This window comes from Sporosarcina aquimarina (assembly GCF_019748715.1).
GTDB classification, from domain to species: domain Bacteria; phylum Bacillota; class Bacilli; order Bacillales_A; family Planococcaceae; genus Sporosarcina; species Sporosarcina newyorkensis.
Genome location: NZ_JACLBZ010000033.1, coordinates 163,562 through 185,697 on the forward strand (window position 1 = coordinate 163,562; position 22,136 = coordinate 185,697).

24 protein-coding genes and 1 riboswitch are annotated in these 22,136 nt (G+C 45.3%); of the genes, 14 read left to right on the forward strand and 10 right to left on the reverse strand.

Features of this window, described 5'->3' with window-relative positions; translation table 11 throughout:
- The first annotated feature begins 40 nt into the window (after positions 1-40).
- The 4 genes from liaF to H7J92_RS15320 all read left to right on the forward strand — a co-directional run bounded on the left by liaF (position 41) and on the right by H7J92_RS15320 (position 3,500).
- Positions 41-742, forward strand: coding sequence for a cell wall-active antibiotics response protein LiaF (gene liaF / locus H7J92_RS15305; protein ID WP_078817577.1), 702 nt, complete (start codon positions 41-43; stop codon positions 740-742).
- Positions 739-1,785 (forward strand): sensor histidine kinase, encoded by a 1,047-nt coding sequence (locus tag H7J92_RS15310; RefSeq protein WP_221837746.1) that lies wholly within the window; start codon positions 739-741, stop codon positions 1,783-1,785. The genes liaF and H7J92_RS15310 overlap by 4 nt, the downstream gene beginning before the upstream one ends.
- The gene (locus tag H7J92_RS15315) at positions 1,760-2,392 is read left to right on the forward strand and encodes a response regulator transcription factor (RefSeq protein ID WP_221837747.1); all 633 of its coding nucleotides are present in this window, start codon (positions 1,760-1,762) and stop codon (positions 2,390-2,392) included. The genes H7J92_RS15310 and H7J92_RS15315 overlap by 26 nt, the downstream gene beginning before the upstream one ends.
- Positions 2,393-2,669: 277 nt before the next feature.
- Complete coding sequence (locus tag H7J92_RS15320) at positions 2,670-3,500, forward strand: undecaprenyl-diphosphate phosphatase (protein ID WP_221837780.1); 831 nt, start codon at positions 2,670-2,672, stop codon at positions 3,498-3,500.
- 42 nt (positions 3,501-3,542) lie between these two features.
- On the opposite strand, the gene H7J92_RS15325 is transcribed toward H7J92_RS15320, so the two are convergent.
- Positions 3,543-4,277: an MBL fold metallo-hydrolase gene (locus tag H7J92_RS15325; RefSeq protein WP_009766497.1), complete on the reverse strand. Its 735-nt coding sequence runs from the start codon at positions 4,275-4,277 to the stop codon at positions 3,543-3,545.
- 512 nt (positions 4,278-4,789) lie between these two features.
- Between H7J92_RS15325 and H7J92_RS15330 the strand changes: the two genes are divergently transcribed.
- From H7J92_RS15330 to H7J92_RS15350, 5 genes are all read left to right on the forward strand, one after another.
- Positions 4,790-5,986 carry a class I SAM-dependent rRNA methyltransferase gene (locus H7J92_RS15330; RefSeq protein ID WP_221837751.1) on the forward strand — a complete coding sequence of 399 codons (1,197 nt, stop codon included), beginning with the start codon at positions 4,790-4,792 and terminating at the stop codon, positions 5,984-5,986.
- Positions 5,987-6,082: 96 nt separating this feature from the next.
- Entirely contained in the window at positions 6,083-6,469 is a 387-nt protein-coding gene (locus tag H7J92_RS15335; RefSeq protein WP_078817574.1) for a hypothetical protein, read from the forward strand.
- A gap of 17 nt (positions 6,470-6,486) precedes the next feature.
- Complete coding sequence (locus H7J92_RS15340; RefSeq protein WP_221837753.1) at positions 6,487-6,981, forward strand: DUF1648 domain-containing protein; 495 nt, start codon at positions 6,487-6,489, stop codon at positions 6,979-6,981.
- A 59-nt stretch (positions 6,982-7,040) separates the two neighbouring features.
- Positions 7,041-8,726, forward strand: a complete 1,686-nt coding sequence (locus H7J92_RS15345) for a DUF2207 domain-containing protein (protein WP_221837756.1) — start codon at positions 7,041-7,043, stop codon at positions 8,724-8,726.
- Positions 8,727-8,809: 83 nt separating this feature from the next.
- The gene (locus H7J92_RS15350) at positions 8,810-10,210 is read left to right on the forward strand and encodes a cryptochrome/photolyase family protein (protein ID WP_221837759.1); all 1,401 of its coding nucleotides are present in this window, start codon (positions 8,810-8,812) and stop codon (positions 10,208-10,210) included.
- Here H7J92_RS15350 and H7J92_RS15355 read toward each other — a convergent pair.
- Entirely contained in the window at positions 10,207-11,088 is an 882-nt protein-coding gene (locus tag H7J92_RS15355; protein WP_176132531.1) for a MerR family transcriptional regulator, read from the reverse strand. The two genes, H7J92_RS15350 and H7J92_RS15355, sit on opposite strands and share 4 nt — an antisense overlap.
- A 125-nt stretch (positions 11,089-11,213) precedes the next feature.
- Between H7J92_RS15355 and H7J92_RS15360 the strand changes: the two genes are divergently transcribed.
- The 4 genes from H7J92_RS15360 to H7J92_RS15375 all read left to right on the forward strand — a co-directional run bounded on the left by H7J92_RS15360 (position 11,214) and on the right by H7J92_RS15375 (position 14,836).
- Positions 11,214-11,651 carry a hypothetical protein gene (locus tag H7J92_RS15360; RefSeq protein ID WP_009766491.1) on the forward strand — a complete coding sequence of 146 codons (438 nt, stop codon included), beginning with the start codon at positions 11,214-11,216 and terminating at the stop codon, positions 11,649-11,651.
- Positions 11,652-11,772: 121 nt separating this feature from the next.
- Positions 11,773-13,065, forward strand: coding sequence for a globin-coupled sensor protein (locus H7J92_RS15365; RefSeq protein ID WP_176132530.1), 1,293 nt, complete (start codon positions 11,773-11,775; stop codon positions 13,063-13,065).
- Between the two features lie 16 nt (positions 13,066-13,081).
- The gene (locus tag H7J92_RS15370) at positions 13,082-14,152 is read left to right on the forward strand and encodes an ABC transporter permease (RefSeq protein WP_009766489.1); all 1,071 of its coding nucleotides are present in this window, start codon (positions 13,082-13,084) and stop codon (positions 14,150-14,152) included.
- A gap of 3 nt (positions 14,153-14,155) precedes the next feature.
- Entirely contained in the window at positions 14,156-14,836 is a 681-nt protein-coding gene (locus H7J92_RS15375) for an ABC transporter ATP-binding protein (protein ID WP_009766488.1), read from the forward strand.
- A gap of 69 nt (positions 14,837-14,905) precedes the next feature.
- On the opposite strand, the gene H7J92_RS15380 is transcribed toward H7J92_RS15375, so the two are convergent.
- The 8 genes from H7J92_RS15380 to H7J92_RS15415 all read right to left on the reverse strand — a co-directional run bounded on the left by H7J92_RS15380 (position 14,906) and on the right by H7J92_RS15415 (position 20,847).
- A complete protein-coding gene (locus H7J92_RS15380) occupies positions 14,906-15,127 on the reverse strand; it encodes a hypothetical protein (protein ID WP_009766487.1) in 222 nt (73 codons plus the stop codon).
- Positions 15,128-15,153: 26 nt separating this feature from the next.
- Positions 15,154-16,170, reverse strand: a complete 1,017-nt coding sequence (locus H7J92_RS15385; protein ID WP_221837762.1) for a ThiF family adenylyltransferase — start codon at positions 16,168-16,170, stop codon at positions 15,154-15,156.
- A complete protein-coding gene (locus tag H7J92_RS15390; RefSeq protein WP_139365977.1) occupies positions 16,167-16,940 on the reverse strand; it encodes a thiazole synthase in 774 nt (257 codons plus the stop codon). The genes H7J92_RS15385 and H7J92_RS15390 overlap by 4 nt, the downstream gene beginning before the upstream one ends.
- Positions 16,937-17,143, reverse strand: a complete 207-nt coding sequence (thiS, locus tag H7J92_RS15395; RefSeq protein ID WP_009766484.1) for a sulfur carrier protein ThiS — start codon at positions 17,141-17,143, stop codon at positions 16,937-16,939. Before thiS ends, H7J92_RS15390 begins: the two co-directional genes overlap by 4 nt.
- A 17-nt stretch (positions 17,144-17,160) precedes the next feature.
- Positions 17,161-17,751: a thiamine phosphate synthase gene (locus H7J92_RS15400; protein ID WP_221837765.1), complete on the reverse strand. Its 591-nt coding sequence runs from the start codon at positions 17,749-17,751 to the stop codon at positions 17,161-17,163.
- Positions 17,752-17,830: 79 nt separating this feature from the next.
- A riboswitch (TPP riboswitch) is annotated at positions 17,831-17,939 on the reverse strand.
- A gap of 93 nt (positions 17,940-18,032) precedes the next feature.
- Positions 18,033-18,731 (reverse strand): Crp/Fnr family transcriptional regulator, encoded by a 699-nt coding sequence (locus tag H7J92_RS15405; protein ID WP_221837768.1) that lies wholly within the window; start codon positions 18,729-18,731, stop codon positions 18,033-18,035.
- Positions 18,709-20,610 (reverse strand): heavy metal translocating P-type ATPase, encoded by a 1,902-nt coding sequence (locus tag H7J92_RS15410; RefSeq protein WP_078817562.1) that lies wholly within the window; start codon positions 20,608-20,610, stop codon positions 18,709-18,711. The genes H7J92_RS15405 and H7J92_RS15410 overlap by 23 nt, the downstream gene beginning before the upstream one ends.
- 15 nt (positions 20,611-20,625) lie before the next feature.
- Positions 20,626-20,847 (reverse strand): heavy-metal-associated domain-containing protein, encoded by a 222-nt coding sequence (locus H7J92_RS15415; protein ID WP_221837770.1) that lies wholly within the window; start codon positions 20,845-20,847, stop codon positions 20,626-20,628.
- Between the two features lie 167 nt (positions 20,848-21,014).
- On the opposite strand from H7J92_RS15415, the gene H7J92_RS15420 reads away from it, so the two are divergent.
- Positions 21,015-21,695 (forward strand): phosphoribosylaminoimidazolesuccinocarboxamide synthase, encoded by a 681-nt coding sequence (locus H7J92_RS15420; RefSeq protein WP_009766479.1) that lies wholly within the window; start codon positions 21,015-21,017, stop codon positions 21,693-21,695.
- The last annotated feature ends 441 nt before the right edge of the window (positions 21,696-22,136 follow it).

The window sequence follows — 22,136 nt, forward strand, 5'->3', positions numbered from 1 at the left end:
GAAGCATTGGGCTTCCTCCATCGAGAAGGGGGAGAATGAAATGAATAGCGAAAGCTCCAATAAAGTTGCGATATTCGTGCTCGGTTTTCTGGCGCTTGTGTTCGTGGAAGCAGTGTTCTTTTCAAACGGTAACTTCATCTTCCTCCTTCTCGGTGGAGGATTTATCTACTATGGTTATAGAAAAAGAGAAAAGTGGACAGCGATCACCGGTCTATTTTTTATAGCAATCGCATTATTGACATTGTGGAGTTTGCGAATGTTAATTCTGGGTGTCGTGCTGTATGTGCTGTGGAAGATGTGGAAAGGCACGCCTTCTAATGAAATTTTCGGGTCACTTCGCACGCCAAGGGACGGCGCGTCGGATAGTTTATGGAAAAATCGCTTATTTTCTGTCCAATCCACTCCGTTTTCGACGTATGAGTGGGAAGATGTGCATATGCAAGGATTCTTCGGGAATATTCATGTCGATGTGACGGATACGGTGTTGCCGAAAGGAGCTTCTTTCATTTCCATCCGTCAAAGTGTCGGTAAAATAACGATTGAGCTGCCGTATGATATCCCGGTGCGTATCCATTACGCCACTCTTTACGGCGAGGCATGTGTACTCGGGCAAGCACCGAAGCGTTTGCTGAATGAAGCGTTGCAAGTAAAGGATGGTTATGAAACGAAACAGCCGAATGATCCAGAGCTGATTATTTCCCTATTTACATGGATTGGCGATGTGGAGGTGCGCAGGAAATGAAAGCAATAATAGGACGTACAATTTCCCTGACACTGCTTTTTAGCGGACTCGTCGCTGTTTTTTTCTATGTATTCATCAATTTGTCGTTGGAGGAGTATGGAGAGTTGCTGCTCACGACAGAAGCGGCGGATATGCCGTTAGTTGCGTGGCTGCTGCTGACCATTTTCGTGGTCAGTTTAGTCATTGCGGGGTGGATGACTTCCAATAGCCGCGCGAAAGAGAATTTCATCACGAAGAAGCTGGAGAATCTTTATTCGAAGCAGGAGTTCGTTCCTTCGAAAAAGATGAACAAACAAACGAATCATTCAATTGGGCAATTGTATGACGTTCTTGATGCACAGCGCAACAGCTTGCGGCGCATTACGGATGAACGGGTCGAGGCGCAGGATAAGATCATTCAAGAACGAATTGTAGAGGAGCGGCAACGGCTGGCGAGAGAGCTTCATGATTCGGTCTCTCAGCAGTTATTTGCTGCTTCTATGTTACTGTCCGCCATTACGGAGCAAGCGGAAGAAGGCTCACAAATTGAAAAACCGTTGTTGCAAGTAGAGAAAATTGTACAGCAGGCCCAGCTCGAAATGCGTGCTTTACTGCTGCATTTACGCCCGGCTGCCTTGCATAATCAGACGCTTGCAAAAGGTTTGGAAGAATTATTACATGAATTGAAGGAAAAAGTGACGTTTGATATTCGCCACCGTTTGGAAGATATCGAGCTCTCAAAAGGAGCAGAGGATCATTTATTCCGCATTGCACAGGAAACCCTGTCGAACACGCTGAGACATGCGAAGGCGACGGAAGTAGAAGTGTTGTTGATTGAACGAGATCATCTGGCCATTTTACGTGTGCAGGATAACGGGGTCGGATTTAAGCAAGACGATGGAAAGGGCGGTTCGTATGGACTACAAAATGTCCAAGAGCGAGCAATTGAAATCGGTGGCAGCTGCAAGATCGTTTCAGTGCCGTCTCAAGGAACGATTGTGGAAGTGAAATTGCCAATTCAGAAAGGGGAGATGGCGGATGATTCGAGTATTGCTAGTGGATGATCATGAAATGGTGCGCATCGGAGTATCGACCTACTTGCAAATGCAGCCTGACATAGAAGTGATCGGGGAAGCCGAAAATGGTCAAGAGGCAGTGGTAAAGGCACTGGAGTTGCGTCCGGATATCATTTTGATGGATATGGTCATGCCTGTGATGAACGGAGCCGAAGCAACTGCCGCCATCATTGCGAAGTGGCCGGAAGCAAAAGTGATTATCGTCACGAGCTTTCTTGACGATGATAAATTGTATCCGGCCCTCGAAGCAGGGGCTGTCAGCTATATATTGAAGACGTCCAATGCAAAACGTGTGGCGGATGCAATTCGGGAAACGATGCAAGGGCAAACTGTGTTGGAACCGGAAGTGACATCTAAGATGATGAACAAGATGCGCAGCGGTCAAACTCACGAATTGCACGAGGAGTTGACAGATCGCGAGCTGGAAGTTTTATTATTGCTGGCGAAGGGCAAATCCAATCAGGAAATCGCCGATGAATTGTTCATTGCACTGAAAACAGTCAAGACGCATGTCAGCAATATTCTATCAAAGCTCGAAGTCCAAGACCGTACACAAGCGGTCATTTATGCGTTTCAGAAGAAATTAGTAGATTGATTCGTACTAGTTTTGAGCAGGGAAGCATATGAATGAATCAAGTGAGATGTGGATAACCATCGAAGGATAAGCGGAGTAATCAGAAATTACGAACTTTTCCACAATCTATCCACCAGTTAATGTGTATAACTACATTTGGACAGATTAAAGAAGAAAAGTATTCACATGTGGATAATTAATTGAATGAAACTTATCCACTGATTCAGGCGTCATGGTAGTGTTATATTTAATAGAAAATAGAATAGGTGAAGGGCGGCCTTCACGGAAAGAGAGTCAAATGGAATTATTCGATTTAATTAAAGCGTTAATTTTAGGATTTGTAGAAGGAATGACGGAGTTTGCACCGGTCTCCTCGACAGGCCATCTTATCATTGTCGATGATATGTGGCTGAAGACGGAAGAGTTTTTGGGGAAATACCCGGCGATTACATTTAAGATCGTTATTCAGCTTGGTTCGATTTTGGCTGTTGTCGTCGTGTTTTGGAAACGATTATTTAGTCTTGTAGGTTTGTACAATGTGGAGAACGGCGTCAAGATGAGTGAACGTTTCAACTTGCTTCATGTCATTGTCGGGATGTTGCCGGCTGTTATTCTTGGGTTTGCATTCAAGGACTTGATTGATGATTATTTATTCGGAGTCGAAACGGTCATTATTGCTTTAGTGGCGGGTGCGTTGTTAATGATTGCGGCGGATCGGTTCGGACCAAAATACCCGCGCGTACAGACGTTGGATCAAATTACATACAAACAGGCATTCACTGTCGGACTCGTTCAATGTCTTTCGTTATGGCCAGGGTTTTCACGTTCAGGCGCGACGATTTCCGGAGGCGTTTTATTCGGGATGAATCACCGGACTGCGGCAGATTTCACGTTCATCATGGCGGTGCCGATCATGGCAGGTGCAAGTTTAGTGTCGGTGCTGAAAAACTGGGAGTATATGTCGATGGATCATATTTGGTTTTATGTTGTTGGATTTTTGAGCGCATTCATCTTCTCGCTCATCTCGATCCGTTTCTTCCTGAAACTAATTTCCCGAATTAAATTGGTACCGTTCGCGATTTATCGAATCGTCTTAGCTATTATTTTAGCGGTGATTGTGTTTTTATAAGAGAGAAAACGACCTTTGCGCTGTGCAAGGTCGTTTTTTACGTCATAGGCTATAAAATTTTCCGACTTCCGCAATTTCTGCTATCCCGGCGAATGTAGTTTGAGCTGCTTGTAAAATATCCTGCAGGTCACCGTGATGCGGCAAATGAGTGAGTACAAGTTGTCCGGCGTTTGCTTCACTCGCGAGTTTTCCTGCCTGACTGCCGGCTAGATGGCCCGGCGATTTGCCGATATGCTCTTCATATAGATTGGCTTCGCTAATCAGCAGATCGGTATTTTTTGCGAATGAGACGAGTTGATCTGCCCATTCTGTATCTGCCGTAAAAACTACGGACTTGTCTGCAACAGTAAATTTCATTGCGAGGCAATACACTGGATGAACGGTTGGACAAAATGAAACAGTAAAAGGTCCGATTTGTACGGAATGCTCCTCCGAAATTTCAATGCCGTGCGTTTGCTCTTTATACGTTAGCTTGGCAAATTGTTCTTCGTCTTTAGCATGTCCGTAAATCGGCAAGGCGGGAGACGGGTGTCCTAAATAATACTGAATTAAACGACTGTACTGCAAACTGCCGATATCCGCGATGTGATCGGCATGATAATGGCTGATGACTACTGCATCAAGCTGGTCAAGCGCTATGTAGTTCTGAAGTGAGGCCAACACGCCGCTGCCGCAATCTACCAAGCAATGAAAATCATCATGCTCGAGAAGAAAGGAAGATGTGGCGCTATTTGCTTTTGGGTATCCGCCCCAAATGCCGAGAGGGATAATATTCATGGGAATTCCTCCTGTTCGTCTGGTTGATCTCTATAAGTGTATCCTTTGTTGTATTTGGATTGCAATTGAGACTGAGAAATAGTGGAATTGTTTTTTAACATCTATTGTAGGTGGTAGGATGTTGGAGCATAAGTCAAAGCTTTCATAGTGGTGGAAATGTGCGGTTCGCAGTCAGTTTGGAGTGTTTGAGAAGAGAATTGGCTCGTTACGACAAGACTTTGGTGCGGAGCGTCAACAGATTGGTTCGGTTAGGCAGCACTTTGGTGCGGTTTGAGAGTGTTTTGGTTCGTCCGCGTGCTTCTATTGATTGAGTGGATGAGAAACGCCTGTCACAGCCACACGCCACCTTTCACTTTTGCTTCATCCAGGGTCTCGGGTCATGAGTCAGCCTGGTCATAAGACAAAAAGCGTCTCAAGTCCAGTCCGTCTTATGCCTGTCGCCTCTATGCGCCACCTTTCACTTTTGCTTCATCCATGCGATAATAAGGAAAATACATTCTAAGGATGAAGATATGAGTAAATTAGTTGAAATACAGTTAAATGCACAAGGGACAGTGGCTTTAAAGAAGGGTTATCCGTTGATTTTGAAAGATGCTGTGATGACGAGTGAAGTTCATGCGGAGGAAGGCAGTTTGCTGCGATTGACGGACCGTTATCATAAATTTTTGGCGAAGGGTTATTATGGTAAGCAAAATAAAGGTATCGGCTGGGTGCTGACGGATAATGAAAATGAAGAGATCGATTTTGATTTCTTTGACAAAAAAATGACTACAGCATTTGAACGTCGTGTATCGTATATGGAAGATCCCGACACTACTGCGTTTCGTTTATTCAATGGAGAAGGCGATGGTATCGGCGGGCTGACGATCGATTATTTTGATGGCTACTATATGGTCAGCTGGTATAGCGAAGGAATTTACGCGTTTCGTCACCACGTTTACAATGTGCTCGACAAACGAGCGGAATACAAGGCGGTTTATGAGAAGAAGCGCTTTGATTCGAAAGGTCAGTATGTGGAGCAGGATGATTTTGTTAAGGGAACACCAGGTGATTTTCCGATTATTATCAAGGAGAATGGCATGCAGTTTGCAATTGACTTAAATGACGGTGCGATGACTGGGATTTTCCTTGATCAGCGAGATGTCAGGGAAGCGATTCGTGATGAGTATGCGGAAGGTCGGGAAGTATTGAATACTTTCTCATATACTGGTGCTTTTTCAGTGGCAGCGGCTTTAGGCGGTGCGACCAAAACGACGAGTGTGGATTTGGCTAAGCGAAGTGTCGCAAAAACGATTGAACAGTTCAGCGTCAACGGTATCGATTATGAACAACAGGACATCAAAGTGATGGATGTCTTCGACTATTTTCGTTATGCCAAGCGTCATGACATGAAGTTCGGTCTCGTCGTGCTTGATCCGCCTAGCTTTGCTCGATCAAAGAAGTATACGTTCAGTACAGCGAAGGACTATCCGATGCTCATGAAGGAAGCGATCGCGGTAATGGAGAAGAATGGCATCATCGTAGCATCCACGAACAATGCGAGCTTCAGCATGAAAAAATTCAAAGGCTTCATTGACCAAGCATTTAAAGAGACGAATATGCGCTATAAAGTACTGGAAGAGTCTTCATTACCGAAGGATTTCCGTACCCCGCGTGACTATCCTGAGTTCAATTACCTGAAAGTCGTTATTGTGCAGAAATTGAAGTGATTCGTTAGATGGAACCGTCACAAAACCGTCGGATGACAATGACAATATTTCCTAGTACGCTTGTGGTAACAAGTTGTGAAACGGGAGGTAAATTAGATGAAACAGTTGCTTGCGTTACTGTTCTCAACGGGTGTGCTAATCGTTGCGGGTTGCTCCAATGTCTACAGTCAAGAAGACGGTTATCGGATGGCGGTCATAAATCAGGGTTTTCCTGTACCGAAAAATGCCTATGAAGTGAAGCCGGAAGATTGTACCGATGAAATTTCAAAAGCAGCGAAATACAAGTTGCAGGGAATAGGCGATCAGGATGGCAATCCACCCGCTCATTATCTGGAAACTATTGAAGAATGGGGCTGGACAGAGCTGGTCGATGAGCGCAGAGGAACGATTCATTTCTATGAGAAAAACGGCAAAATTATGTCATTGAATATTCATCAGGATGTATTCGATGTCTTTGAAATGACGAGCAATCCGGAGTCATAAGCGAGGGAGGTGACGGTGTGGAGACAGAAAAACCGAAATTGAACATACCGAAACCAGGTTTTGCGAAGGCCTTCGATGTGCTGACTGTCGCGTTATTCGCAGCGTGTCTAGTCTATTTACTTTTGCATTGGAATCGCCTGCCCGACCAAATTCCGGCCCATTTCGGCGCAAATGGAGAAGTGGATCGATGGGGTTCTAAATTCGAGCTATTCATCTTGCCAGCTATTGCCATCTTTTTGTGGGTCGGTCTGTGGGTTTTGGAAAAATACCCGCATTTGTATAACTACATTAATTTGCGCCCTGATAATGTTGAAATACAGTACCGCTACGGCATGATTTTTATGAATGTCACGAAAAACATGTCCACGCTTTTGATGGTGTTCATCATGTGGCAATTGACTGACATCGCATTGGAACGAACCGATTCCCTGAACATGCCCATTTTCATCGGCATATTGGCTGTCTTGTTCATTTCGATTGGGTATTATTTTTATCGAATGATGAAGCTATAGGCAATCTATGAAACCTACTCGCACCTCTTACCGTATACAAATGGTAAGAGGTGATTTTAATGAAATGGAAACTTCTACTTGTTGCTTTGCTCACATTCATTCTATTCCCCGCGCCAGCAGGAGCAGTCGACTTTACAATACCGAATGTGCAAATCAACGCCCAATTGCAACCGGACGGCACTGTGCTGGTAAATGAGCAACACACCTATGAATTCGATTCGAAATTTAACGGAATCATCCGTGAAATCAAACCGATAACCGGCGCTTCTATCGTACAGTTTGAAGCCTATGAAAATGGCAATAGACTAAAAGTCGAGAAAAAGAATGATGAATATCGAGCCCACCGTAAAGGGAAGAAAGAAACGATTGACTTTGAATTGCGCTACCAAATTAAAGATGGAATGAAAAAATACGAAGATGGGGCGGAATTTTACTGGCCGTTCTTCGATGACCGCAATGAAACAGACTACGGCAACATGACGATCAACGTTACGCCTCCTGACCGTGCAAATAATGCAAGTTTTCTGGGCTATCATAGCGCGGAAAACAAGGGATCTCTTCAAGAAGACGGCAGTGTGGTATTTGCTCTCGGTGAAGTGGACTCGGGAGAAAACGGTGATATTCGTGTCGTCTACGAACCTTCTTTATTTCCAGGGATGAAGGCGATGGATGGAAAAATCCGGCCGGATGTCGAAGCAGATCGAAAGCTTCAGGAAATCGAACGAGCAAAATACGCTGCCAACAGAGAACGGACAAAGACATTTGGAGGCATCACGTTAGGAGCGGGGCTTCTAATTGTCGTATTGATCAGTGCGGTGGTCAGATCTAGAAAAAACAGATATGTTAAGGACGCTCAAGCGCAAATCAGTTCCCATGGCTTTTTCGTTCCTGCTTATGACATGAGCTTGCCAGCCACTCTATTCTTCAAAAAAGGCGCGGCAACTGTCGAATTAATGTCAGCGGCGCTATTAGATTTGGTCCGCAAAGGCTATGTGCGTCAATTGTCAGACGAAAAGTTTGAGTTAGTGGACGCCAACGTGGACCATGATCATGAGCAACAACTGATTCAGCTTTTGTTCTTTCAAGTGGGCAGTAATGAGCGTTTCACATTGTCACAGTTGAAAGCTTACACGAAAGACGAGAAAAATTATGATACATTCCAAAATTCGTTTACGATGTGGCAGCAATTACTGAAGCATGAAATGAAGCAATATGACTTGAAAGAATCGAGCGCAAGGCTACGTTGGATCCTCGCCCTACTAGGCTTGGCAGGCGTTACACTCGCTATCTTTTTCGGCGCGTATGATCTGTATATTCTGATGTTCACGGCGATTATCCTCGCCTTGTATACCCTGGTATTCATTTTATTCTATAGTCCTCACAACTTTGCAGGTATTCTCATGCTTATGGAATGGATGCAAGTAGAGAATTGGATGAATGATATGAACACGGAAAAATGGGAAGCGCTATCCACCGATGATAGGTTTCGCGTCCTCGTCTATGGAGTCGGTATAAAACATCCTGAGCTTGAATCCTATTATGAAGAGTTTGCAAGTATTCAAAAACGCCTCAACCAAAATCAGTATGCAGATAACGGCATTGGAGGCAGCTTAGTCTACAATCCTGTATTCTTGTCGGGATCATTCAATCAGGCTTCTTCTAACGTATCTTTCAACGCACCAAGCAGTTCAAGCAGCGGGGGCGGTGGAACGGGTGGCGGCGGAGGAGGGTCAGGAGCTTTTTAAGACCTAAAGCAGAAGGTGGCGTTTAGGCACGACAGGTGTTGGAGATCCTGTCATCAACAGCCGAATGAAGAAGGAGAGGAAACATGGGGAAAACAATCGTCTGGTTCCGGAAAGATCTGCGCCTGCATGACCATCCAGCATTAGTAGAGGCGGCAGCCCATGGAGAAGTGGTGCCGGTTTTCATTTTGCCGGAATCACGTCAAGAGGCATCGGACTGGTGGCTGCATCATAGTTTATTGGAACTGCAAAAGAAATTTGCGGAACGTCAAATACAATTGATTGTACGTAAAGGGTCTCCTGTTGGACAGCTGCTTGCCGTTCAACGAGACAGCGGAGCGGAAGGTATCGTTTTCAATGAACTTTACGATCCGGCGAGCCGCCGGCAGGAACGGGATGTGCTGTCTGCTTTCTTGGATTTAGAAGTGCAGGTCCGTTCTCATCAAGGGACGTTGCTAGTACCGCCGACGTTGATTCTCAATAAAACAGGTGAACCGTATAAAGTTTTCACGCCCTTCTGGAAACGTCTGCGTCAAGAACGAGTGGAGCAATCATTGCCAGTTCCCAACATGCTGGCATCTTCCACGTTGCTTGCTTCTTTGCCTGATAGTAAGTGGGATTTGTTGCCTGGACCGTCTTGGCATGAAAAGTTTATATACTACTGGCGTCCTGGAGAAGCAGCCGCTATTGAATGCTGGAAAACGTTCAGCGGGCAAGGATTGAGTTCCTATAAAGAGGGAAGGGACATCCCTGCAAAGCCTCATGTGTCCCGGTTATCCCCCTATTTGGCTGCCGGCAATATCAGTGTCCGCTCGTTATGGCATGCGGCTCTTCATCAGGCAGAATTTATCGGAGATGATCAGACGGAAGCATTTTTACGGCAGTTGGCATGGCGAGATTTCGCTCACTACCAGTTGCTTTACTTTCCGAAGATGCTTGAACGGCCCATACGTCCTGAATTTGAACGCTTTCCTTGGAATGAGGCGGTTGAACACCTGGCCGCCTGGAAAACGGGACGGACCGGCTATCCTTTAGTGGATGCAGGCATGCGGGAACTTTGGGAAACAGGCTATATCCATAATCGTGTGCGGATGGTCGCCGCTTCATTTCTGGTCAAACATCTGCGGGAAGGACAAGCTTGGTTCGAGCAGACACTGGTGGATTGGGATGCGGCCAATAATGCGATGGGATGGCAATGGGTGGCAGGAAGCGGCTGTGATGCTTCGCCATATTTCCGAATTTTTAATCCGACAGTACAAGGCGAAAAGTTCGACGGGGCGGCTGGGTACGTGAAAAAATGGCTGCCTGAGTTGGAGAGTATGCCGGAGAAATTTGTGTTCCGGCCGGCAGAAGCCCCTGCGGATGTCCTGTCAACGGCAGGTGTAAGGTTGGGAGGCAACTATCCTCTGCCGATTGTCGACCATCAAGCCGCCCGCGCCCGTGCATTGGAGGCATATGATTTATGCAGGAAGCCTGCCGGTTCTTAAACTTCATCGATGGATTCGATGAGATGTATATGGGTCAGTTTTAGTTGATCGGATAAAAGAAGGGATCCGTGTCCCCCTAAATAAAACTTGATATCGGGACAGCTTCCTGCGAACCGATCCAGTTCTGCAATAAAACCCGGATGTGTTTCAAAAGGCAAAGTGGTGGAAGCGGACAGCAATACTTTGTCAGGACGAATTTTTTCCACAAATGACTGAATGGCTCCGAGAGCAGGCGAGGCGCCGATCATGACGGTCCTCCAGCCGCGGAGCATTAATTGCAGCAAGATAATATGGACAGGAATTTCGTGTAATTCAAATGGCAGACAAGCACCCAGCAGTATAGGAGAGCCTTCTCGGTATTGGAAGTTGCGTCGTACCTGAACAAGCTGATCTCGTACAACCAGACTGGATAGGGCTTCCTGATATTCGCTCCACGTACCGCTTTCCCAGTTATCGCCGACTTTCTTCAAAAAAGGAATGACGATTTGTTGCAGATATAGCTCCAATCCTAATCGGTGGTAAGCCGTTTGCAATAAAAGATTTAATTCCAATTCATCGCAGTTTGTGCCGTGATGCAGGAGTTCGCGCAAAATGGTGTCCTGGTATGTGTCCTCAGGTTCGGATTCCTGGGCGGAAGTCCGTTTAGATTTTGCCATTTTTGCCGCTTGAGAAAGAGCGAATCCTTCTTCTGAGTAGCGTTTCATCAGCAAAAAGAGCTGAACGTCTTCTTCGCGGTAGACACGGTAGCCGTTCACCAGCCGCTGCGGCACCACGACTTCATAGCGCTCTTCCCATTTCCTCAGGACTTGCCTCGACAAGCCCGTTCGATCCGCGACCTGTTTAATTGTATAGGTAGGTTTTTCAGATAAGGGCTTCACAGCAAACAACCTTTCTTCAACTAGTGATTATCTAGGCACCGTACATTTCTCTCTTTATAACATTATACATAGATTTGACGATGTGAGTCAAACCTGCTAGTTTTACTGCATAGGAAGGTGTCTAAATGAACAGTAGAATAGTTATGGAAGCGACATGGATCGGCTTTCTATCCGGTATGGTAATGGCACTTTTTCTGGGAATGATGCAGACCGTCACGGGTCATCAGGTATACACACTTCTCTTGAATGTTGATTATATACCAATAATGAAAGAGTATCATTTCCCTGAATCAATTGAAGTGCTTTTCCACTTGATTGTTTCTGTTATATTGTGCATCATACTGGCAATCATTTATTCAAAAAGCGAGAGGATTCCCAAGAAACGCATAATTTACTTTTCTCTTATCGTAAATGTGGTGATAGGTCTTCTATTGTATCCTACTACATCCTTTTCTGAACGTACACCAAGCATAACGAGTATATCCGCATGGTTTTGGTGGACGGTTGCACATGTGATTTTCGGCGTATTAGTGGGTATATTATTAAGAAGCCGCATAAAGTAAATAGAAACTTACTCTGATCTCTAGCATTTTTCTCCAGACCTATGTATACTAAGTCTCGACAAACATTATACAAAGATTGAACAATGTATAGATGCGTTTAAGAAAAAGGAGAGTCAGCCCCATGTGGATCACGAAAAAACATCAACCGCTTTCAATAGTACCGTCTATTTCCACCATCCCTATTAAACTGCAAGTATCCACCAGAGAAGTTCAGCTGCAGTTGGATGCTATTAAGTTGAAAGAGCGTGATCTGCAGCTATTGCGGGCCTTGAAAGAACCAATGCAAAACCGGGTGCATGATATTGTCAATGCTTTCTATGAAAGTGTAACGGCTGTCCCGCATTTATCCGATACGATTCAGGAGCACAGCAACAGGGATTATTTAAGCAAGACATTGGCAACGCATTTAGGCGGCTTATTTGATGGAGTCATTGATGAAGCGTATCTGGCCAATCGGAATAAAGTCGCGCAGTCTCATTTGCGTATCGGGTTGGAACCGAAGTGGTACGTTGCAGCGTTCCAGAACTTGCATGCGACGATGCTGGACATATTGTTTTCATTGGAATTGGAACGAAGTGAAGAGCAGGAAATGATTGTGGCTTTAAGTAAAATTTTGAATTTCGAGAAGCAGCTCGTATTGGAAGCATTTGAGAAAAGTACGAATGAAGCGATGCGCATGCAGCAGCAGGAAATCAAAGCGGAGGTGAAGAAGCATATTGGCAGTATCGCGTTGGAAATTGAGGAGAAATCCGAGTCTACGTATTCGGTCGTGCAAGATTTAGTGGAGCGATCTGCAGAACTTGACAGTAAAATAAAGGAAAGTATAATTCGCTCTGAAATGTCAGCGGTTCAAGCGCAGTCGGGAGTTGAGCAGATGGGGCAGCTCGTCTATACATCGGAAACGATTGTCAAAGAAACGAAAGGAATGGCGGTGCTGATTGACGAACTGAATCAAGCCTCCATGCAAATTGAGGAAGTTGTACGATTGGTGAAAACCATAGCGGATCAAACCAATTTATTGGCCCTCAACTCGGCGATTGAAGCAGCACGTGCGGGAGTTCACGGAAAAGGGTTCGCCGTGGTGGCGGATGAAGTGCGAAATTTAGCCGACCAGACCAAGCGATCCACTGATACGATTTCTCAACTCGTAGCGGAATCAAAGTCGAAAACGCTGGCTGTCCATCAGGCGATCGAGAATGTGACAAAATTTGTGGATATGGGGATGAGAGAGACAGAGTCATCCAAAGAGACTTTGCAGAACATTACGGGTACCGTCCATATGACGATTCAAGATATCAACCATTTTTCCGATCATATGAAAAGCCTGCGCGAAGTCATCACATCAATCGGCGGCGTGTCAAAAGAGGTAGTCTCGACATCTTATGAATTGGAAGAAGCAATAGACGTTTTATAAAGGAAGTGAAAAGCAGATGTTTTTAGCATGGAGCGAAATCAAACGAAATAAATTGAGATTTTTATTGATCACTTCAATTTTATTGCTCGTATCCTTTTTAGTGTTTTTCTTATCAGGGCTCGCCGCAGGGCTGGCGAATATGAATAGGGAAGCAGTTGATAAATGGCATGCGCAAGCAGTTGTACTGACCGAAGAATCGGATAAAAGTCTTTATCAATCTTCATTGGATAAGGGAGAAGCTGACGGACTGGGTGCGAAGGAAACAGCAGTCATCGGTCAGATGGGCTCCATTGCGGATAATGGCAAGGTGAAGAAAAATGTCGTTCTATTTGGGATCGAGCCGGAAGGTTTCATTATGCCGAAAGTGAGCGAAGGGGAGGTAGCGTTTTCCGTAGAAAACGGCGTCATTGCGTCGGATGTATTGAAAGACGAGGGCTTTGCGATCGGCGACACGCTTGAATTGTCATCGTCCGATACGAAGCTTGAGATTATCGGATTCACCGATCAGGCACGTTTCAACGCAGCACCTGTACTGTATATCGACTTAGATGATTTACAGCATCTCAAGTTTGGAGATGCTGCAGAGATAAATGCCGATTTAGTCAACGCAATCGTTGTGAAAGACACCAATTGGAGCAAATTAAAAGTGCCAGAAGACTTGGAAATCATCGAAGTAGAAAATTTCATTAAAAATTTACCGGGCTATACCGAGCAGAACATGACGTTGACGTACATGATCTACTTCCTGTTCGTCATCTCTGCTGCGATTGTGGCGATTTTCCTCTATGTGCTAACAGTGCAGAAGATCAGCATGTTCGGATTGATGAAAGCACAAGGTATTTCGAGCGGCTATTTAGCGAAATCTGTTGTCGCGCAGACTTTTATACTGGCGACAATCGGTGTCGTGGTCGGATTCGGATTGACATGGCTTGCGGGAAGTTTCTTGCCGAGTGCGGTCCCTGTCCAATTTGATTTGCAGACGATGATCATTTACGGACTCATTTTGATCACAGTAGCGATCTTAGGTGCAGTTATATCGGTCTGGACGATCATTCGGATTGATCCGCTTGAAGCGATAGGAGGGTAAACGATGGTACTGGAACTACGAAATGCGAAAAAGACGTTTGGCGAAGGGAATACATTGGTCGAAGCGTTGAAAGAGACCAATTTCAAAGTGGAACGAGGCGAGTTGGTCGCGGTTATCGGGCCCTCCGGTTCTGGAAAAAGTACATTCCTGACTATAGCAGGCGGGCTGCAGGCACCAAGTGAGGGCCAAGTGATCATCAATGGCAATGAATTGTCGAAACTCAATGAAAAACAGCGCTCCAAAATTCGTCTGCAGGAAATTGGCTTCATTTTGCAGGCATCCAATTTGGTGCCGTTCCTGTCAGTCGATGAGCAACTTGAATTGCTGAATAAAGTGAAGAAAGGCAATATGCCAAATGATGAACGGCAACAGCTGTATAAAGACTTGGGTATTACGAAGTTGCGTAAGAGTTATCCTTCCGATTTGTCGGGCGGGGAACGGCAACGTGTTGCAATCGCCAAGGCGTTGTTCAGTAATCCAGCGATTATTTTAGCCGATGAGCCGACCGCTTCACTCGACTCAGATCGAGCATTCGAAGTGATGGAACTGCTGCAACACGAAACAAAATCGAAGCAGACAGCAACCATTGTCGTGACGCATGATATCCGGCTCATTAAGTATTTTGATAAAGTTTATCGAATGACAGACGGTGTGCTGGAATTGGATATGACCGCTTATGAATAACCGGAAATGCTCATAAACTATATTGCACCAATAAAAAAAGCTATGCATCCAGCACGGATGCATAGTTTTTTAGCGTTCGGCTTTATTCTCACGGTGGTATTCAGAAATTTGCACGACTCTTACATTGCTAGTGTCCAGTTCATGATATATTTCGCGGCTGTCAAAAAAAGCAACATACTGCCCGCGCTCGTCGTGGACTAGACTTTTTGCTTCTTCAAAGGAATCCAAATGAACAAATCGTCGAATGTAATGATCTTCGTCAAAAAAGTACGTAATTTTGAACTCTTTCATTTACCTGGCTCCTCTTTTTTTACTCGTCATCCCAATAAACCTGCCGCAATCTTCCGGGCTTCTGTGATATCTTTCGTGCCGTGGATTAGCATGCGGCCATCGCGAAATAAAACTAGTCGGTGGTCATTGTATTCACAAGATACCAAATAGGGATTATGCAATAAATTCGAGACCGTCTCGCGTATCGAGTCAGCAAATGGAGCGAGTTCCACTTGCCGGTTCTTAGGCCAAGTCAACTGTACAGTGTCGCGTCCGCATAGCACGGCTGTTCGAACGACTTCGGAAGCTGATAAAAACGGATGGCTTGGCTGTGCTGAACAACTTGGACAACTAGATTTCTTCATGTTTTTGACTTCCATCGATGCACGTTCATCTGTCCATAAATCCGTGGATTCCAAGCGTGGATCCAATTCCGCTCCTGTCACATACTTCAGCAGCTGTGCAACTTGGCGTGCAGCAGTCGTCACGACAATCGGGCTGATTACGCCGACCGTGTCACAAGTCAAGGACTGTGGGGGCAACACTTCGAGCAGACAATGCAAGCAAGGCTGTTCCTCGGCAACTCCGATAGGAAACGTCAATCCATAGCTTCCCACACAAGCGCCCATAAAAAAAGGAATATTTAATTGCAAACAAGCGTCATTTGCGAGTAATCGCGTTTCAATATTATCTGTGCCATCGAGCACCATGTCATGGCCTTCAAATAACTCCAGCACATTTTCTGGCGTCACATCTGCTACGACTCCTCGGATTTTCACATCACTGTTGATCTGGCGCAGTCGTCTTTCCGCAGCGGCGGCTTTCGGTAATTGCTCGACAACGTCTTGCTCAGCGTACAACTGCTGACGATGCAAATTGGACCATTCCAAAATATCGCGATCTACAATTGTTAATTCACCAACACCTGCTCGTACAAGCATTTCGGCTCCGGATGAACCAAGTGCCCCAGCGCCGAGGACGAACACCTTGGCCCCCCGTATCCGCAGCTGGCCGTCCGCTCCAATGGGTGTAAACAGCTCTTGGCGTGAATATTTACTCATCAATTTGGCACAAGCCCCTCTAGCGGACTGCTCGCGACGCCATAGTCTCTTACCGGCATGCGCCCTGCTTGATAGCCAAGATGTCCCGCTTCAATCGCTAATTTCATCGCTTCTGCCATTTTAACAGGGTCTGCAGCTTCGGAAACCGCTGTATTCAATAGCACGCCGTCCGCTCCAAGCTCCATCGCGTATGCCGCGTCTTTCGGTGATCCAATGCCCGCATCCACAATGACCGGTACATTTGATTGCTCGATAATTAGAGAAAGATTCAACGGATTCAAAATTCCGTGACCTGAACCAATCGGTGCAGCGCCCGGCATGATGGCATGAACGCCTAATTCACAAAGTTTCCGTGCCAGCACCACATCATCCGACGTATAAGGCAGCACGATGAAACCTTCTTCAAGCAGCATTTCAGATGCACGCAACGTTTCCACTGGATCAGGCAACAAGGAATGGCTGCAGCCAATGATCTCAACCTTTACCATATCACATAATCCCGATGCTTTCGCCAGCTTCGCGATATGCACCGCTTCCTCCGCTGTGCTTGCGCCTGCTGTATTTGGCAATAATGTATAGTGCTCTAAATCCAGTTGCTCCAGGAAATTCGGCTGAGACTCTTCGAAAATGTTCATCCGTCTCACCGCAAATGTTAAGATTTCTGTCTCTGATACCGCAACTGCCTTTTTTTGAGTCTCAAATGAAGGATACTTCCCTGTGCCTAACAATAAACGTGAAGAAAACCTTTTATCTGCTATTTGTAACATCCTCATCCGCCTCCAACAAAATGTATGATTTCAATTTGATCTCTGTCCATAATTGGTGCATCGTAACTGTCCTTCTGCAGAATTTCCTTGTTCTTTTCGACGATCAAAATTCGGTTGCCAAGCTCCAAATGCTCCAGTAACTGCTGAACTGTTTCCACCTCAGGTACAACCGAATACGACTTACCGTTCAAATCAATTGTTTTGCCCAATGAACACCGCTCCTTTGCTATGAATCTCTTGCACGTGCATAATCTCTAACTGCGCTCACTGCGTCTTGACTGCTGATGGGGGACAGGATTGCTGCACCTCTGACGCCATGTCTTTTAAAAAACGGCAGATGAACTGGCCGAATTCCACCGATTGCATAGACGGGAATCGTGCATGATAATGCAATCTCAAAAAGCTCATCCGTACCCCGCGGAGCCAAGCCTTTTTTGGATGATGTCAGATAAATATGTCCATACAATAGCCAGTCTGCTCCAGCAGCTTGTGCTTCTCGTGCCTCTTCCAATGAATGGATGGAAGATCCTAATCTCAGCGACGGAAAAGTGGTACGTGCTTCCTTCACCGACATTCCATAGCCTGTCAGCTGACAGGGGACGGACAGCGAGTTTGCGAGGCTGGGCCGTGCGTGTACAATTATTTTATCCAATGGAAACCCTCTAGTAGAGAGACGTGAAATCAATTCGATCAGCTGTACATCCGTCTTCGACTTTTCACGTAAGATAAATTCATCGATATAAGGCTCCGTCTCCAGCAACTTGAGCAGCAGTTCATCAACAGAATGACAATCATCCGTGACACCGACCAATTTCATTTCCAGTTCACCTCCAAATGAAAAAACCACTTCCCGAATCGGAAAGTGGTTGGATGTGTCGGCATGTATGAGAGTACGCCAAAACGACTTGCCACTTCCCTCCGCAGGTACGAACCTGTTCAGGTGATAAGGGTTTCAGAGTCGCACTCTTTTCTCAGTCCTTGTGAAGGATTCCCCTAATGGTCAAAAGATTATGATATTCACTTACAGCATAGCACTTACCAGATTGAAAGAAAAGAGGGATGTCAAATTTTCATCTCTTGCTGAATTTCATATAGCCATTATATGAGTAATAACGAATCTAAATCGAAAATCTCTACAATCTTAGAACCGGTCTGGCGTATCCAGCCCCGTTCTTCGAATACGCTTAATTTACGACTGATTGTTTCGGGTGTCGTGCCAAGATGGGAAGCTAGATCTTTTCGGCTCATTGGCAGTCGGATGGTCAATTGTTGCTGTTCCTCTGATAGATCCGCCAAATACAACGCAAGTCGAGTTTCAGCAGATTCCATGGCGATTCGGGCGGCTCGCAGCTCTGTATCCGCGAGTCGGGAAGAGAATTCCGTAAGCATCCTCAATGAAATTGCAGGGTGAGATTGCAAAAGTTGCTGCATCTCGTCCCGTTGGATGATACACAGTTCAACGGCTTCCAAAGTTTCCGCATATGCGTCATGAGTCTTTGCGTCGAACAAGGAAAGCTCGCCTGTGAATTCTCCTGGTTTCAGGATACGGACGAGTTGTTCCTTGCCATTCTCCGATAGACGATAGACCTTGACTCGTCCTTTATGCAATATATATAAACCTTCTGAGCGATCACCGCTATGGTAAATCATTTCACCGCGAGGGTAGCTTATGCTGCGTGCAAGCGCGACGATTTTATCCATTTGCTGCTTATCCAAGTGATTGAAAAGAGGGACGAGCGAAACGCAGGAACGGTGAAGATCGTTCGTGCTTAGGTCACAATGTGATCCTTGGTTCATCCGATATCACCTCACTTTGTTTTTGATTCGATGGCTTGTCGTTAGTATAACGTATTAATCGAATGGCGTTCAGGATCACCAGAAGTACGCTCACTTCATGGACGAGCATACCGGAAGCGAGGAATACTTTGCCGAGTAATACACCGAGCAACAGAAGGAATACGGTACCGACCGCAAAGAATGTATTCTGCTTCATGTTCTGTACAGTTGCTTTCGCTAAAGCATAGGCATGGGAGAATTGATCGAGCCGATCTGCCATCAAGACGATGTCCGCTGTCTCCATTGAAATATCTGTTCCGCCTTCTCCCATGGCGAGCCCAATATCCGCCGTTGCTATGGCGGGTGCATCGTTGATTCCGTCGCCTGCCATAGCAACTCGGTGACCTTGTTCTTTCAAACTCTGAACTGCCGCCACTTTATCTTTAGGCAATAATTCCGCATAGATTTCGTCAAGGCCAAGGTGTTCGCCAACTAGTTGGGCTGTATGTCGATTGTCGCCTGTCAGCATGATCATTTGCTTGATGCCATTTTTCCGCAATTTGGCCAACGCTTCGGCAGCTTCCGGACGAATTTGATCGGCGACAGAGATGATTCCTGTGATTTCCCGGGAAATACTGACGAAAATTGCCGTATTTCCAGCTTTCTCACGTTGTGATGCATAGTCTTCCATTTCAGAAGGAATCGGGATCTTTTGGTCTTCCATTAGTTTGCGATTGCCAACTGCGAGATGCTTTCCTTCTACTGTAGCCATTATTCCATTTCCTTTAACCACTTCAGCGTCTTCCGGTTGATTGGACAAATGAATCGCACGTTTCTTCGCTTCTTTAACGATAGTCCGGCCTAGATGGTGTTCTGAAATCATTTCGGCTTCGGCTGTGAGACGCAGTAACTCTTCTTTCTCTATACCTAATCCGTAGACATCAGTTACTTCAGGTCGCCCTCTTGTCAATGTACCTGTTTTATCAAAGACGATCGTATCAATTTTCGCTAGCTGTTCCATTACTTCACCGCCTTTTATCAAGACACCGTTTCGGGCTCCGTTGCCAATTCCTGCAACGATCGAAACCGGTGCGGAAATGACGAGGGCTCCAGGGCAAGCGATGACGAGGAAAGTTAACGTCATTTCGATGTTCCGTGTTAAAAGATAAACGAGCACGGACAAGAGCACAATGGAAGGCGTATAGATAGTAGCAAAACGCTCGAGAAACTTTTCGGTTTTCGATTTGGATTCCTGCGCTTCTTCCACTAATTCAATAATGCGGGCGAAAGTCGTGTCATTACCAACTCTTACGGCAATCACTTCTATATAACCATGTTCCACTAGTGTACCGCTGAATACTTGATCATCCAGCATTTTGCTGGCGGGAACCGATTCACCTGTGATAGCTGCTTCATTTAGTGTGGCGGTCCCCGAAATAATTGGACCATCCACAGGAACTTTTTCTCCTGATCGAACGATGACCTGATCGCCGATTTCAACATTGTCTACTGAAACGGTCAATATTTCACCATCACGCATGACGCGTGCTTCTAGTGGAGCTAAGTCGGTAAGAGCTTTCAGGGAAGAGCGAGTCTTTTCCATTGTTCGTATTTCCAGCATCGCCCCGAATAAAAATAGAAACGTGACGACCGCAGATTCTACATATTCTCCAATGAATAATGCACCGACAACCGCAATCGTGACGAGTAATTCTATGCTGAACGCTTTCATCCGGATAGCTTTAAAAGACTTGATCGTGATTGGAGTCCCGGCTATCAAAGTAGAAGTAACCAACGTGATTTGGCGTGCATCATGCCACCCGGCGATATGCATGATGATCGCGGCTGCTAAGAGAATAGCAGAGATGGCAGTGACGCGTACCGTTTGTTTGGCATTCATGTGAGTTCCTCCTTTTTAAGCAACTTTTAGGTTGAGTACTGGATAACCGAGCTTTTCGATGAGTTCTTGCAAGTCATTCGCAGCTACGATGGCTTCGTCAAACTCAACGCGTACTTTGTTTGAGTGGAATAATACTTTTACTTTTTGAACCCCATTTGCTCGGGCTAAGGCACCTTCAATTTTCTTGACACATGACGGACAGCTGAATGGCTCCATTTGAAATACTGCTTTTTTCATTGTTCTCATCCTTTTCGTTTGTATTTGTTAACTTAAGTATAGAGGGGATTTGTATTTTGCACCTTGACCTCCATCAAGTTTTCTGTAATCTATCCTTTTTCTTCAGAGCAAAGTGCATTATACTTAAAAAGTAGAACAATAATTACGAAATGAGGAGAATCGTTCGTATGAAACTAACTTATTCTGGTAAAACGAAAGATGTTTATCAATTGGAAGACGGTCATGTGCTATTAAAATTCAAGGATGATGTGACAGGGGAAGATGGTGTATTCGATCCTGGCGCCAATACAGTCGGATTAACGATAGAAGGTGCAGGGAAATCGGGTCTTCGCATGACGCAGTATTTTTTCGAAAAATTGGCGGAGCAGCAAGTGCCGACACATTATATCGATGCAGATTTAGATAAAGTAACAATGACGGTCAAGCCTGCAACAGTCTTCGGCAGCGGTCTGGAAGTAATTTGCCGATTTCGCGCAGTCGGAAGTTTCTTGCGGAGATATGGTAAGTATTGTAAAGAAGGACGGGCACTCGATGCCTTCGTGGAAGTAACATTAAAAGACGATGAACGACAAGATCCGCCGATTTCGAAAGACGCATTGGCCCAGCTAGGAATCCTAACGCGTGATGAATACGATATCTTGGAAGAGTTGACGAAAAAAATCTCTGAACTGGTCAAGTTTGAAATGACACAAAAAGGTTTGGATCTCTATGATATTAAGCTGGAATTTGGACGTGATTCTGAAGGAAACATCATGTTGATCGACGAAATTTCAGGTGGGAATATGCGCGTTTATCAAGGGGATAAGTATGTAGAACCAATGGAGTTGGAAACGATTTTATTTTCATAACATGAAGCCGGAAACGAAAAAAGTTTCCGGCTTTTTTAATTCGTGCTGAGGCTATACGCTGTTTGACTTGATGACGCTTTACTTTTTCATTAAACAAATAAAATGATATATATACTGTTGACAACGTTTTCATAGTTTCCTATAATAGCAACCAGTGTCAGAGGAGACACATTGTTTGCTTCTTCACCGACGTTTTTGTACACAAGAACCGTGGTTGGATGAATGCGTATGGCAGTAAATTCAAGATAATGAAAGTGTCTTTCATATCAGCGAATAATTAATAATATTAGCTGTTTTTCATGAACAAAAGCTCCCTGCTTTTGTAAAGGCGCTCTTTTTTGCTCTTCATACCGCAAGGCAGAAAGTTAGCACCCAAGTAGCCAGCACCAATCTCCATTTGGCTTTTCTACGTTAGTATCCTTGCTAAATCCACAAGATTCC

What these genes read in the sequence shown, in the direction of transcription:
- H7J92_RS15330 (WP_221837751.1), top strand. Translation starts at nt 4,790, where the DNA reads ATGAGTAAATTAGTTGAAATACAGTTAAATGCACAAGGGACAGTGGCT.
- H7J92_RS15310 (WP_221837746.1), top strand. Translation starts at nt 739, where the DNA reads ATGAAAGCAATAATAGGACGTACAATTTCCCTGACACTGCTTTTTAGC.
- H7J92_RS15350 (WP_221837759.1), top strand. Translation starts at nt 8,810, where the DNA reads ATGGGGAAAACAATCGTCTGGTTCCGGAAAGATCTGCGCCTGCATGAC.
- H7J92_RS15325 (WP_009766497.1), bottom strand. Translation starts at nt 4,277, where the DNA reads ATGAATATTATCCCTCTCGGCATTTGGGGCGGATACCCAAAAGCAAAT.
- H7J92_RS15320 (WP_221837780.1), top strand. Translation starts at nt 2,670, where the DNA reads ATGGAATTATTCGATTTAATTAAAGCGTTAATTTTAGGATTTGTAGAA.
- H7J92_RS15370 (WP_009766489.1), top strand. Translation starts at nt 13,082, where the DNA reads ATGTTTTTAGCATGGAGCGAAATCAAACGAAATAAATTGAGATTTTTA.
- H7J92_RS15335 (WP_078817574.1), top strand. Translation starts at nt 6,083, where the DNA reads ATGAAACAGTTGCTTGCGTTACTGTTCTCAACGGGTGTGCTAATCGTT.
- H7J92_RS15400 (WP_221837765.1), bottom strand. Translation starts at nt 17,751, where the DNA reads ATGAAATTGGTCGGTGTCACGGATGATTGTCATTCTGTTGATGAACTG.
- H7J92_RS15420 (WP_009766479.1), top strand. Translation starts at nt 21,015, where the DNA reads ATGAAACTAACTTATTCTGGTAAAACGAAAGATGTTTATCAATTGGAA.
- H7J92_RS15360 (WP_009766491.1), top strand. Translation starts at nt 11,214, where the DNA reads ATGAACAGTAGAATAGTTATGGAAGCGACATGGATCGGCTTTCTATCC.
- H7J92_RS15410 (WP_078817562.1), bottom strand. Translation starts at nt 20,610, where the DNA reads ATGAATGCCAAACAAACGGTACGCGTCACTGCCATCTCTGCTATTCTC.
- H7J92_RS15345 (WP_221837756.1), top strand. Translation starts at nt 7,041, where the DNA reads ATGAAATGGAAACTTCTACTTGTTGCTTTGCTCACATTCATTCTATTC.
- H7J92_RS15375 (WP_009766488.1), top strand. Translation starts at nt 14,156, where the DNA reads ATGGTACTGGAACTACGAAATGCGAAAAAGACGTTTGGCGAAGGGAAT.
- H7J92_RS15415 (WP_221837770.1), bottom strand. Translation starts at nt 20,847, where the DNA reads ATGAAAAAAGCAGTATTTCAAATGGAGCCATTCAGCTGTCCGTCATGT.
- liaF (WP_078817577.1), top strand. Translation starts at nt 41, where the DNA reads ATGAATAGCGAAAGCTCCAATAAAGTTGCGATATTCGTGCTCGGTTTT.
- H7J92_RS15405 (WP_221837768.1), bottom strand. Translation starts at nt 18,731, where the DNA reads ATGAACCAAGGATCACATTGTGACCTAAGCACGAACGATCTTCACCGT.
- H7J92_RS15365 (WP_176132530.1), top strand. Translation starts at nt 11,773, where the DNA reads ATGTGGATCACGAAAAAACATCAACCGCTTTCAATAGTACCGTCTATT.
- H7J92_RS15390 (WP_139365977.1), bottom strand. Translation starts at nt 16,940, where the DNA reads ATGAGGATGTTACAAATAGCAGATAAAAGGTTTTCTTCACGTTTATTG.
- H7J92_RS15380 (WP_009766487.1), bottom strand. Translation starts at nt 15,127, where the DNA reads ATGAAAGAGTTCAAAATTACGTACTTTTTTGACGAAGATCATTACATT.
- H7J92_RS15315 (WP_221837747.1), top strand. Translation starts at nt 1,760, where the DNA reads ATGATTCGAGTATTGCTAGTGGATGATCATGAAATGGTGCGCATCGGA.